Origin of the sequence: Microbacterium testaceum StLB037, assembly GCF_008763945.1 — a bacterium.
GTDB lineage: Bacteria > Actinomycetota > Actinomycetes > Actinomycetales > Microbacteriaceae > Microbacterium > Microbacterium testaceum_G.
The window spans coordinates 590,684-603,363 of record NZ_VTQH01000003.1; the positions used below are offsets into that span (position 1 = coordinate 590,684).

General features: G+C 71.9%; 10 protein-coding genes. 7 read left to right on the forward strand and 3 right to left on the reverse strand.

What is annotated here, in order from left to right; translation table 11 throughout:
- Positions 1-48 precede the first annotated feature (48 nt).
- The 4 genes from F9B98_RS15195 (at position 49) to F9B98_RS15210 (ending at position 5,132) form a co-directional block, all read left to right on the forward strand.
- The gene (locus tag F9B98_RS15195; protein ID WP_150958913.1) at positions 49-2,568 is read left to right on the forward strand and encodes an ATP-dependent Clp protease ATP-binding subunit; all 2,520 of its coding nucleotides are present in this window, start codon (positions 49-51) and stop codon (positions 2,566-2,568) included.
- A gap of 311 nt (positions 2,569-2,879) precedes the next feature.
- Positions 2,880-3,761, forward strand: a complete 882-nt coding sequence (locus F9B98_RS15200; RefSeq protein ID WP_150958915.1) for an LLM class flavin-dependent oxidoreductase — start codon at positions 2,880-2,882, stop codon at positions 3,759-3,761.
- Positions 3,758-4,534, forward strand: coding sequence for an LLM class flavin-dependent oxidoreductase (locus F9B98_RS15205; RefSeq protein WP_150958917.1), 777 nt, complete (start codon positions 3,758-3,760; stop codon positions 4,532-4,534). Before F9B98_RS15200 ends, F9B98_RS15205 begins: the two co-directional genes overlap by 4 nt.
- Positions 4,535-4,724: 190 nt before the next feature.
- On the forward strand, positions 4,725-5,132 hold the full coding sequence (locus tag F9B98_RS15210; protein ID WP_150958919.1) for a hypothetical protein: 408 nt from the start codon (positions 4,725-4,727) through the stop codon (positions 5,130-5,132).
- A gap of 130 nt (positions 5,133-5,262) precedes the next feature.
- On the opposite strand, the gene F9B98_RS15215 is transcribed toward F9B98_RS15210, so the two are convergent.
- Entirely contained in the window at positions 5,263-6,912 is a 1,650-nt protein-coding gene (locus F9B98_RS15215) for a RecQ family ATP-dependent DNA helicase (RefSeq protein ID WP_150958921.1), read from the reverse strand.
- A 168-nt stretch (positions 6,913-7,080) separates the two neighbouring features.
- Here F9B98_RS15215 and F9B98_RS15220 point away from each other — a divergent pair, with 168 nt between their 5' ends.
- The gene (locus F9B98_RS15220) at positions 7,081-8,625 is read left to right on the forward strand and encodes an ATP-dependent DNA ligase (protein WP_150959127.1); all 1,545 of its coding nucleotides are present in this window, start codon (positions 7,081-7,083) and stop codon (positions 8,623-8,625) included.
- A gap of 4 nt (positions 8,626-8,629) precedes the next feature.
- Positions 8,630-9,256, forward strand: coding sequence for a hypothetical protein (locus F9B98_RS15225; protein WP_150958923.1), 627 nt, complete (start codon positions 8,630-8,632; stop codon positions 9,254-9,256).
- A gap of 32 nt (positions 9,257-9,288) precedes the next feature.
- Here the strand turns inward: F9B98_RS15225 and F9B98_RS15230 are convergent, their stop codons facing one another.
- The gene (locus tag F9B98_RS15230) at positions 9,289-10,149 is read right to left on the reverse strand and encodes an NYN domain-containing protein (protein ID WP_150958925.1); all 861 of its coding nucleotides are present in this window, start codon (positions 10,147-10,149) and stop codon (positions 9,289-9,291) included.
- 47 nt (positions 10,150-10,196) lie between these two features.
- The gene (locus tag F9B98_RS15235) at positions 10,197-11,180 is read right to left on the reverse strand and encodes a Gfo/Idh/MocA family protein (protein ID WP_150958927.1); all 984 of its coding nucleotides are present in this window, start codon (positions 11,178-11,180) and stop codon (positions 10,197-10,199) included.
- A 116-nt stretch (positions 11,181-11,296) separates the two neighbouring features.
- Between F9B98_RS15235 and F9B98_RS15240 the strand changes: the two genes are divergently transcribed.
- The gene (locus F9B98_RS15240; protein WP_150958929.1) at positions 11,297-12,619 is read left to right on the forward strand and encodes a M20/M25/M40 family metallo-hydrolase; all 1,323 of its coding nucleotides are present in this window, start codon (positions 11,297-11,299) and stop codon (positions 12,617-12,619) included.
- Positions 12,620-12,680: the final 61 nt, after the last annotated feature.

Genomic DNA, 12,680 nt, shown 5'->3' on the forward strand with positions numbered 1-12,680 from the left:
AAGTAGCAAACTTGAGCGAACCGCACTCACGTATCTCAGGAGACGGAATTGCCCGAAGACTTCACCCCCGGTGACGGCGCTCAGTCGTTCGACGAGTTCCTCGCTCGCTACCTCGCGGGCGAGCAGGCGCGCGCCGAGCGCTCGATCGACCTCAGCCGCTTCCTCAGCGCCCGCACGCAGGACGCCCTTCAAGAGGCCGGTCGCTATGCGCTCGGCCGTGGTCAGCGCGAGCTCGACGCCCTCCACGTGCTCCACGTCCTCGTGGGGCGCTCGCCCGCGAAGGAAGCGGTCGCACGCCTGGGTGCCGACCCGGCAGCGATCGCCCGCGCGGCCGAGAGCCGCCTACCCGCCGCCGGGAGCCCCGCGAACGTCGACGGTGCCGTCGTCGCCGGGTCCGTGCAGCGCGCCCTGTTCCACGCGTTCCAGGTGGCCCGTGCCGCCGGGTCGACCTACGTCGACCCCGACCACCTCTTCTTCGCCCTCGTGCTCGCGCAGGACGCACCTGCCGGACAAATCCTCGCGCAGGCCGGAGTGACGGCCGAGGCGCTCACCCAGGGTGTGCGCGAGACGGTCGTGGGCGGCGACGAGACCACGGAGCCCGACGAGTCGGCATCCGCCACTCCGAACCTCGACCGGTTCGGCACCGACCTCACCGCGCGGGCAGCCGCGGGCGAACTCGACCCCGTGATCGGCCGCGCCGACGAGATCGAGCAGACGATCGAGATCCTCAGCCGCCGGACGAAGAACAACCCCGTGCTGATCGGCGAGGCCGGCGTCGGTAAGACCGCCGTCGTCGAGGGACTCGCTCGCGCCATCGTGGCGGGGGACGTCCCCGAGCAGCTGCGCGAGACGCGGGTGGTCGCAATCGATCTCGCGGCGATGCTCGCCGGGGCGCGATACCGCGGTGACTTCGAGGAGCGCCTCACGCAGACGATGGACGAGATCGCGGCATCCGACAGGCTCGTCGTGTTCCTCGACGAGGTGCACACGCTCGTCGGCGCGGGGGGCAGCGGAGACGGCTCGATGGACGCCGGCAACATCCTCAAGCCCCGCCTGGCCCGCGGCGACGTGCACCTGATCGGCGCGACCACGCTGCGCGAATACCGCACGATCGAGAAGGACCCCGCGCTCGAGCGGCGCCTGCAGCCGGTGCGCGTAGGCGAGCCCTCGATCCCGGATGCCGTGGAGATCCTGCGCGGACTCCGTTCGGCGTACGAAGAGCACCACGCCGTCCGCTTCACCGACGAGGCCCTGCGTGCCGCCGTCGAGCTGAGCGATCGGTACCTGCCCGACCGCGTGCTGCCGGACAAGGCGATCGACCTCATCGACCAGGCGGGTGCGCGTCTGCGGCTGCGCTTGGGCGTGACCGTCGACACCACCGCGTTGCTCGAACGCCTCGCGACGCTCGAGGCCGACAAGAACGCAGCGGTCTCGGCCGAGCACTACGAAGAGGCTTCGCGTTTGCGCGACGAGATGGCCGCCGTGCAGGCGCGGCTCGACGAGGCAACCGCCGGCCCGCGCGCCGCGGCGATCGTCGACGAGCCGGAGATCGCCGCCGTCATCAGCCGCGCGACCGGGATTCCCGTCGCCCGCCTGACCGCGACCGAGCGCGGACGCCTGGCCGAGCTCGAGACCGAGCTGCACGCCCGAGTCATCGGTCAGGACGACGCGGTCGCCGCCGTCGCCAAGGCCGTGCGGCGCAATCGCACGGGCATGGGGGATGAGAACCGTCCGGTCGGATCGTTCCTGTTCCTCGGTCCGACCGGTGTCGGCAAGACCGAGCTCGCCAAGGCCCTGGCCGGATCGCTCTTCGACGACGACGGTGCCGTGATCCGCTTCGACATGAGCGAGTTCGGCGAGCGGCACACGGTGTCGCGCCTGATCGGTGCCCCTCCGGGATACGTCGGGTACGACGAGGCCGGCCAGCTCACCGAGCGCGTGCGCCGCAACCCGTACGCGGTCGTGCTGTTCGACGAGATCGAGAAGGCGCACCCCGACGTCTTCACGCTGCTGCTGCAGGTGCTCGACGACGGTCGGCTCACGGATGGACAGGGCCGCACGGTCGACTTCCGCAACACGGTGATCGTGATGACCTCGAACCTGGGCGCGGAGTTCCTGGCATCCCGGTCGGGGGCCATCGGCTTCACCACCACGGGCCGCGAGTTCGCCGACGCCGATCTGCGCGACCGCGTGATGGGCAAGCTGCGCGAGGCGATGCGACCGGAATTCCTCAACCGCATCGACGACATCGTGCTGTTCCGCAAGCTCGAGAAGGCGCAACTGCGCGAGATCGTCGGACTGCTGCTGGGCGCGACCTCGCGTCGGTTGGCGTCGCGCGAGGTGTCGCTCGAGGTGACCGACGCGGCCGTGGACCGGCTCGCCGAGGTCGGATACGAGCCCGAATACGGTGCGCGGCCGCTACGCCGGGTCATCCAGCGCGAGGTGGACGACCGCATCGCCGACCTGTTCGTGTCGGGTGAGCTGAGCGATGGGGGAGCGGTGACAGTGGATGCCACCGAGGCGGGCTTCGTCGTCTCGGCCGTTGCCGCGCGGGCGCTGGCGGCGTAAAGACGGGATGGAGAGACGCCCCGGGGCTTCGGCTCCGGGGCGTTCGTCGTGCGCGGGCGGGTGGACGTCCGGCTGAGACGTTGGGGTCCGGGCCGTCTGCGGGAACCGGGCCGTCGGCGCGTGCCGGGATGTCGGCGGGTGCCGGGCTGCGGAAGTATCGGCCCGAAGGCGGCGTCCGGGAGCCGGGATCGGCCGCAGGCTGGGCGAGGATCCGGAGCGCGGCACGGCCGTCGCCGGGCGTGGGGCCTTCGGAATCCTCGACGCGCGGAAGCCCCCGCCCCGATGTCGGAGGTTCGCGGCAGAGTAGAGGCATGAGTCGTATCGGCACGATCTTCAGCCCGTACCCGCACCCGCCCGAAGAGCTACGCGACGCCGCGCGAGCGGCCGAAGACGCCGGGGTCGAAGAACTCTGGCTCTGGGAGGACTGCTTCCGCTCCTCCGCGTGGGCCGCCGCCGCGGCGGCTTTGGCCGCCACCGACCACCTGCGCATCGGCGTCGGTATCGCGCCCCTCCCGCTGCGCAACGTCGCGGCCTCTGCGATGGAGATCGCCACGATCGAGCGGATGTTCCCGGGGCGCCTGCTGCCGGGCTTCGGTCACGGCGTGCAAGACTGGATGCGGCAGGTGGGGGCGAAAGCCGCCTCTCCGTTGACGCTCATGCAGGAGCAGTTGCCCGCCCTTCGTTCGTTGCTCGCGGGCGAGACGGTCAGCACAGAGGGGCGGTACGTGAAACTGCGCGAGGTGACGCTCGACTGGCCTCCCGCGCAGCCACCCCTGGTCTACGCCGCGGCCGAGGGCCCGAAGACCCTCGCCCTGGCGGGGGCCGTCTCCGACGGGGTGGTGCTCGACAGCCGGCACACCGTCGAAGAGATCGCCGCAGCCGTGCGGACCGTTCAGGCGGGCCGTGCCGACGCGGGGCGCGAGGGTCGAGCCGATGTCGTCGCCTACGTGCTGACGGCCTTCGGCCCCGATGCCTTCGAACGCGCGACCGCGGTGCTCGCAGACCGCGAAGACGCGGCCGACCGCGTTCTCGCCGGTTCGGTTTCCGAGGTCGCCGAGGGCGTCGCCCGTTTCCAGGCCGCCGGCGTCGACGACGTCGTGCTGCTCCCCACCGACGACGTCGACCTCGCGGCGTTCTTCTCCGCGGTGGGACAGGTCGCGGTGGCCGTGCCCCACGCGGGAGGCGTGTCGTGACGCGCGGGACCGTCTCGCTGGGTCTCGCCGGATCGCTCGGTCCCGATGCCATCGCACAGATCGCCCCGGCTGCCGAGAGCGCGGGCTTCGACACGCTCTGGATCAACGACACCCCCGACGGCGATGCCCTCGCCGCTCTCGCCGCCGCCGCGCGTGTCACCGACCGCCTGCGTCTCGCCACGGGCGTCGTTCCCGTCGATCGCCGTCCCGCCGACGCGATCGCCGCTGAGGTGGCATCCCTCGGTCTCCCGCTCGACCGCCTGACACTGGGCATCGGCTCGGGCATGGCCAAGCAGGGCGCCCTGGCCCGGGTGAGCGAGGCCATTTCTGTTCTTCACGAGGCGGGCGTACCCCGTGTGCTCGTCGGCGCGCTCGGACCGAAGATGCGGCGCACGGGTGCGGAGCTCGCCGAGGGGGTGCTGTTGAACTGGGTCCCGCCGGTCGAGGCGCGAGATCAGGCTGAGGCCCTCCACACCCTCGCCCCCGCGGCGCACGTCGCCGTGTATGTCCGCACCGCGATCGTCTCGGCCGCGCGCGAGCGCCTCGACGCCGAGACGGCCCGGTACGCGTCGTTTCCGAACTACGCCGCGAACTTCGAGCGGATGGGGGTGGATGCCGCCGACACCACGATCCGCGACGTCACCGAACTGGGCGAGGCGCTCGAGGCCTACACCGCGGCTGCCGACGAGGTCGTGCTGCGGGCGATCGTGGCGGGGGACACCGTCGAGGCGTATGTGGACTTCGCGAGGAGGACGGCGCCGTCGCCGCGGTGACACCGGAGACGCGGCGCGGTCGGAGCGGCATGCCGTGCAATCGGACGCTGTGAACCTGCGGCCCCCCAGGGCAACGCCCGCGACGGCGCGCCGTGAGCGCGGCGTGTCGAGAGGGCCCGGTTGACGGATCCGCGACCGGGCCTCGCTCCGGCGCGGCCCCGCCCCCTCGTCCGGATGACAGACTGACCGGATGCCGCGTCGCACAGGTCTCACCGTTCGCTCCGTCGCCCGCGGGGCCTTGGCCCTGCTGCTCGTCGGGGCGGGGGTCAGCCACGTCACGTGGGGCCGCCGCGGCTACCGGATCGTCGTTCCGGGGTGGGCGACGCGCCTGCTCCGAACCGACAAGGACGCCATCGTCGTGGCATCCGGAGCCGTCGAGGTAATCCTCGGCGTCGCCCTCGTCGCGCTGCCGAAGGAGCGCGGTCGTGTCGGCGCAGCCATCGCCGCGTTCTTCGTCGCGGTGTTCCCGGGCAACGTGCACCAGTGGCGCACCGGGCGTTCGGCGCCGGGGCTCAACACCGACCGCTCCCGCTTCCTCCGCCTCTTCCTGCAGGTGCCGCTCGTCGCGTGGGCATGGTGGTCGACGCGCGCACGCTGACGCGCTCGCCCCGGTGTGGGGCGGGATAAGCGGTTTGGGGCGCAAAATTCACGCCCCCAACGGCAGAATCCGCCCCAAAACCAGCATCGGTCGCTCAACACCTGCCCTCGCCGGCCCGCGCCGAAACGCCTTACGCGGCCTCGCCGAGCTCCAGAATCCCGTTCTCGAACGCGGAGCGAGCGAGCACCTTGTAGCCGTGGTCGGCGAAGAACACCGTGAGCCGGTCGTCCTCGATCGCCATGACCGTGCCCGTGCCGAACTCGCCGTGCTCGACAACGGAGTCGATTCGGATGCCGTCCGACGACGCGTCGGCGGCCGGTTCGTCCACCGGTGCCACGGCACCCGCGTCGCAGCGGTCGCACGACCCGCACTGGGCGGGGGCCTCGACCCCGAAGTACTCGAGGAGGGCCCGGCGGCGGCAGTGCGTGGTCTCGGCGTAGGCGCGCATGATCTCGATGCGCGAGGCCCGGATGCGCTCCTCGGCCTCGTCGCGCTCTCGCACGGCGCTGACCGCGTCGCCCGCCGAGACCTTCGCCCGCGCTGAGACCCCGTCGGGCCCCGACACGGCCAACTCGCACGCGACGAGCTGGTTCAGCACCCGCCCGATCGCACGCACCGAGCGGCCGCTCTCGTCGGCGATCTCCTTCGCTCGAACCGGCTTCTTCGTCTGCTGCAGCACGTCCCAGACCCCGGCGATATCGGCGCGTTTGGTGTGGCCGCCGGCGAAGAACGAGCGCAGCGAGAAGTCTTCGGCGCGGTAGTGCAGAATCGCCCGCGCGGGCTGCCCGTCGCGTGCCGCGCGGCCGATCTCCTGCGCGTACGAGTCGAGCGACTCGGTCACGTCGGCGTGGACCACCAGACGCACGTCGCTCTTGTCGACGCCCATGCCGAAGGCCGAGGTCGCCACGACGACGTCGAGTTCTCCCGCGCTCCAGGCGGAGTGCACCTCGTCGCGCTTCTTCTGCGCCATGGCGCCGTGGTACGCCGCGGCGCGCAGGCCGAGCTCCCGCAGCTCCTCGGCGTAGGAGTCGGTGCCCTTGCGCGTCGCCACGTACAGCAGCGCCGGGCCGCCGGCATCCTGGACATCCGAGATGACCGCGCGGCGCTTGTCGGCGTCGTGCTCGTGCCGGCGGACGGCCATGTGGATCTCGGGGCGGTCCATGCCGCGCACCTCGAGGTGGGGGTCGCGCATGCCGAGGCTCGAGACGATGTCGTCGCGGACGGGAGCGGATGCCGTGGCCGTCAACGCCAGCACCGGGGGGTGGCCGAGCGCTTCGATGGCGTCGCCGATGCGCGCGTAGTCGGGGCGGAAATCGTGCCCCCATGCCGAGACGCAGTGCGCTTCGTCGATCACGACCAGGCGCACGTCGACTTTCGCCAGCCGGTCGAAGACTTCGGCGTTGGCGAGCTGTTCGGGCGCGAGGAAGGCGTAGACCGCGTCGGGCCCCTCGATCGCGGCCCAGGCCGTCTTCTTGGCGGCGGCGCTCGTGCGGGAGTTCAGGGCCACGGCCGCGGGGGCGTCGGGGGCCGCATCGATCGAGTCGATCTGGTCGCGCTGCAGGGCGAGCAGGGGCGAGATGACGACCGTCGTCCCGCCGAGCTCGCACCCGGCGATCTGGTACACCGCCGACTTTCCGGCACCGGTGGGGAAGACGACGAGCGTGTCGCGACCGCTGACCACCGCGTCGATCGCCTCGGCCTGACCCGGCAGCAGGTCGTCCCACCCGAACACCTCGCGGGCGGTACGGGCGGACTGTTCGAGTGTGGCGGGAGCGTTCACGGAGCCTCATTCCTGGGGGAGGACCCCAGCACACCCCAGACCTCCGACATCGCCCCGGGGGTTGCGGGGTGGAGCGGGATCTGTTCTCGCGACGGCCCCGCCATGTCACTGCGGCGGGATGCGCACAAGCGCCGCGTCGATGTCGGAGGGGGATGCCAGGATGCCGACATGCTCTTCGGCGACATCGAGACCGCGCTCGCAGCGGTGACGAACACGCGCTCGCGCCTGGCGAAGGTCGACGCCCTCGCGACGCTGCTGCGCGGACTGGATCCGCATGAGATCGAGCCCGCCGTCGGACTGCTCACGGCCTCGCCGCGCCAGGGGCGTCTGGGTGTGGGCTGGCGCACGCTCTCGGCACGCGACGGCGCTCACGCCGAAGCCCCGAGCCTGACGATCGGCGACGTCGACGACGCCTTCACGCGGCTGACCGAGGTGAGCGGGAGCGGTTCCGCAGCGGTGCGCACGCGCCTGCTCGACGAGCTCGCCGAGCGCGCGACGGCGCACGAGTGGCACCTCCTCATCCGCATCATGACGGGGGAGCTGCGCACCGGCGCCCTCGAGGGAGTGCTGCTGGATGCCGTGGCTCGAGCCTCCGACCGCGACGGGGCCCTGGTGCGCCGTGCCGCCATGCTCTCGGGCGACCTGGGTGAGACGACGCGCATCGCGCTGACCGGAACGGCCGACGACTTGGCCGCCGTCGGACTCGTGGTCGGCCGCGGCGTGCAGCCGATGCTGGCGTCGACCGCGGCCAGCGTGGCCGAGGCGATGACCGTGACGGGCCGCGCGTCGGTGGAGTACAAGCTCGACGGGGCGCGCGTGCAGGTGCACCGGCGCGGCGACGAGGTCCGCGTCTTCACCCGCACGCTCGCCGACATCACCCACCGCGTGCCTGAAATCGTCGAGGTCGCCCTATCGCTGCCCGTCGACGACGTGATTCTCGACGGCGAGACGCTCTCGCTCGACGAGGACGGCGGCCCGCGACCGTTCCAAGACACCATGGCCCGCTTCGGCGCGGAGACGGCGCGAGAGATCGCGCTCCGGCCCTGGTTCTTCGACATCCTGCACGTCGACGGTCGCGACCTCGTCGACGAACCCCTCGCCACCCGCCTCGACGAACTGCAGAGGGTCGCGGGCGAGCACCGCATCCCCGCCGTCCTCACCGACGACGTCGAGGTCGCCGACGCGTTCGCCCGCGACGCGCTCGCCGCCGGTCACGAGGGCGTGATGGTGAAAGGGCTCGACGACGCGTACACCGCGGGGCGCCGCGGCAAGAGCTGGCTCAAGGTCAAGCCGGTCCACACCTTCGACCTCGTCGTGCTCGGTGTCGAATACGGGTCGGGGCGGCGGTCGGGCTGGCTGTCCAACCTGCATCTCGGAGCCCGTGATCCCGAGGGACGCTTCGGTGAGGTCGGCGGCTTCGTCATGGTCGGCAAGACCTTCAAAGGCCTCACCGACCAACTCCTGCAGTGGCAGACGGCGCACTTCGCCGAGCGGCAGACGGGGGATCTCCCGGGCGGCATCCGCGTCGCCCCCGACACCGTCGTCGAGATCGCGATCGACGGGGTGCAGCGCTCGGTGCGGTATCCCGGCGGCGTGGCGCTGCGCTTCGCCCGGGTGAAGACCTACCGTTCCGACAAGACCGCGGCCGAGGCCGACACGATCGACACCCTGCGTGCGCTGCTTCCCGGCGGCGGAGCAGCGACGGAAGGATGACGCGATGAGTCTGGCTCCCTGGCTCGACGGCGAGCTCGGTTACCGCAGCTTCGGAACGCCCGGCGCCCCGCGCGCCGTCTTCGTCCTGCGCACAGGCGATATCGCCACCACCGACCCCGACGCCCGCGTCACCTCGGGGTTCGACGTGCGGATCGTCGCTGTCGGTCTCGACGCTCCCGAGCTGGAGGATCCGCCGGTCTTCGGCGGGCAGACCCCGGCCGGGCTGACGGTCGAGGCGCTGAAGGCGCTGCTCGAGCGCGAGGCACCGGGGGCCACGGTCGGGGTGGTCGGCGAGCGGTCGGCCGGGCCGATCGCGCTGTACCTCGCCGCGGCGATGGGCGAGGTGGTCGACCGGGTCGCGATCGTCGGCGTGCAGAGCCCGACCGATGCGCTGAGTCGCGATCTGCGGACACCTCTGCTCGACGACCTCGCGGCCGACGTCCTGGTGGTGGTGGGTGGCGAGGGACCCGCGGGACACGGCGACGCGGCCTGGTACGTCGACCGCCTGCGCTCGGGCACGGCCGAAATCGTCCACCCCGATGAGATCGGCTCGGTCAATGGAGAGGTGACGTTGACCTCGGTCTGGGCGCGTGTGCTGGCCCACGTCGCCCCCGGGACCGAGCGCCGCTGAACCGTTCGAGGCGCGAAGCGCCCGTCCCGCCGTCAGCCCCGGCCGACCGCCTTCACCTGCACGACGTTCGACTCCTCGTCGACCTCGACGTGGTCGGTCTGCGCCTTGAGGAAGTCCGAGAAGCTTCGGAATCCCAGCGCCTTCTCACTGAATGAGGGGTCGAGGCGCTTCATCAGGTCCTTCACCGCCGAGGCGTGCAGCCACTCGCCGTCGGCGCGCTCGGCCTCGAGCTGCATCGCCCGATCGAGCAGGTCGACCGCGGGATCCTTCGAGCGCTTGCGGGCGCGGGGCCGCGAGGGAGCGGCATCCTTCTTCGTCTCGGCGAGCTTCGGGATGCCGGGGAGCGAGTCGTACGCGTCGAAGCGGTCGCAGGCGGCGGCGAGCGACTTCGCCGTGGACCCGGCGACCCCGACCCCGACGACGTAGCGACCCAGCCTCTTGCAGCGCTGGGCGAGCGGGACGTAGTCGCTGTCACCGGCGACGATGACGACGTGCGACAGGTCGGGAAGGCGGAACATGTCCTCCACGGCATCCACCGCGAGGCGGATGTCGGCGCCGTTCTTCGCGTACGCCGCGGCGGGGAAGAGCTGAACGAGGTCGACCGCGCGCGCGACGAGCTGGGAACGGTATTCGGCGTTCACCGGCGACGACCAGTCGGCGTAGGCGCGGGTGAGCACGAGCGTGCCGAACGACGCCGCGTAGTCGATGACCGCGCCGACGTCGATCGTCGCCTTCGTCAGTCGCTCGGCGATCTCGGGCTCGACGGGGTTCTCAGCGATCTTCTGCCGATCCCGCGAGTACGCGTTGCGCCCGTGGACTCGGTCGTACCAGGACATCACGATGTTGTCGAAGTCGAGGTAGACGGCGACGCGGGCGGTCTGGGTGTCGGGCATGCGTCCAGTCTGACCCGTCGCGTGCGAGAGCGGGTAGCCCTCGCGGCTCACCGCTCGCCGGGGTAGACGACGCCGATCTGGCGGCGCACCTCGTCGAGCACGCCCATGATCGCGACGGTCTCGTCGATCGACAGGATGTCGTTCGATGCAGCACCGGCGGCGACGAAGCGCTCGGCGGCCTGGGCCTGGAACTGCATGCCCCGGCCCTCGACCTCGGTCGTGAACTCCTCGATCACCTCGCCGCCGGGGGAGACCACGCGGAAGGAGGTCGGCGTGTACCAGACGCGGTCGATCTCGATCCGGGCCTCGGTGCCGACGATCTGCGCGACGTTCATCCCGGCACCGCGCGACGATGACACGGTGGTCGACACGGCCCCGCCGGCGTGCACGAACGCGGTCGCGACCTCGGCGTCGCTACCCGCGTCGGACAGGCGCGCGAGAGCGGTGATCCGCTCGGGCAGGCCCAGGACGTCGATCGCGAACGAGATCGGATAGATGCCCAGGTCGAGCAGAGCCCCGCCGCCGAGCTCGAGGTCGTTCAGGCGATGCGCCGGGTCGGTCGAGATCTTCTGGGTGTGGTCGGCCGAGACGACGCGGATCTCACCGAGGGTGCCCGCGGCGAGGATCTCGCGGATGCGCACCATGTGCGGCAAGTACCGCGTCCACATGGCCTCCATCGCGAGCAGCCCCTTCTCGGCGGCCTTGTCGCGGATGGCCGCGGCTTCGGCGGCGTTGAGCGTGAACGGCTTCTCGACCAGCACGTGCTTGCCGTGCTCGAGCGCGAGCAGGGCGTTGTCGATGTGGCCGGGGTGCGGGGTCGCGATGTAGACGATGTCGACGTCGGGGTCGGCGACCAGCTCTTCGTACGAGCCGTGGGCGTGCGCGATGCCGTACTGCTCGGCGAAAGCCCGAGCGCTGTCGATGCGACGCGAGCCGACGGCGGTGACGTCGAGGCCCGCGGTGCGCAGGTCGGAGGTGAAGGCGTGCGCGATGCCGCCCGTTGCGAGGATGCCCCAGTGCAGTCCGGTCATGCGCTCCACCGTAGCGGCGACCGCCGACATCGGACGCGCTGTCCTCGAGCGTGATACGAGATCCCGGATGCCGGGACCCCCGGGCGGCGCGGAAACCCACGCCGTAGGCTCGACGCATGACGCCCGTCGAGCGCTTCCGCGAACTGTTGTCCATCCCGACGGTGTCGCGCTCGGACCCGGCCGAAACCGACGACGCGGCGTTCGAACGCTTCCACGCGGCGCTCGAGCGGCTGTATCCGCGGGTTCACGAACGTCTCGAACGGGAGGTCGTCGCGGGGCGCTCCCTGCTGTACCGCTGGGTGGGAACCAGCCCCGGCAGCCCCCTCGTCCTCCTCGCCCACCAGGACGTCGTCCCGGTCGACGGGCAGGAGTGGCAGCACCCGCCCTTCGCCGCCGACGTCGTGGGGGAGGGGTCCGACGCGACGATCCACGCCCGCGGGGCGATCGACGACAAGGGCGCCCTCGTCGCCATCCTCGAAGCGGTCGAGGGAGCGCTCGCCGAGGGCGTCACCGCGCGCACCGACGTGTGGCTCGCGTTCGGTCACGACGAGGAGACGCGCGGAACCGGGGCCCAAGCCATCGCGGCCCTTCTCGCGGAGCGCGGCATCCGGCCCTCTCTCGTGCTCGACGAGGGCGGCGCCGTGGTCGAGGGGGCGGTGCCCGGGGTCGCTGCACCCACCGCGATGATCGGTGTCGCCGAGCGCGGCGTCGCGACCTTCGACCTCGTGACCCGCGAGGCAGGGGGACACGCCTCGACCCCTCCGCGCCTGCCCGCGACCGCCCGGCTCGCCCGCGCGATCGACCGCCTGCGTCGCCGCCCTTTTCCGCGGCGCCTCGTCCCGCCGGTGCGCGCGATGCTGGCCACGGCCGCGCCGCACGCGCGGGAGCCTCTGGCGACGCTGTTCCGCCGCACCGCCGTCTCGGGCCCCGCGCTCACGGCCGCGTTGTCGCGGCTCGGTCCCGAGACCAACGCCCTCGTGCGCACGACCGCCGTCGTGACCCGCCTCGAGGGGTCGGCGGGTGAGAACGTCCTCGCCACCTCGGCGCGCGCGAGCGTCAACGTCCGGCTGCTCACCGGCGACACCCTCTCCGACGCGGCGGTCCACCTGCGGCGGGCGGTCGCCGACCCGCTCGTCGACATCGAGTTGCGCCACGGCAGCGACCCCTCCCCGGTCTCGCCGTGGCGGGGGGAGCCGTGGCGGCGGCTGTCCCGCGCCGTCACCGAGACGCTCGGCGCCGACACCGTTCCCCTGCCGTATCTGCAGCTCGGGGCCAGCGACAGCCGGTTCTACACCGATCTGACCGATGCGGTGTACCGCTTCGCACCCTTCCACCTCACCCGCGCCGAGCGCGACGCGCTGCACGCCCCCGACGAGCGCATCCGCGTGGACGTCTGGCTCCGCGGCATCCGGTTCTATCGGGCCCTGCTCGAGTCCTGACCCCCGGATCGGAACCTGACCGCCGCGTCGGTTATCCTCGTGTGACCGGTCACGCAACAGC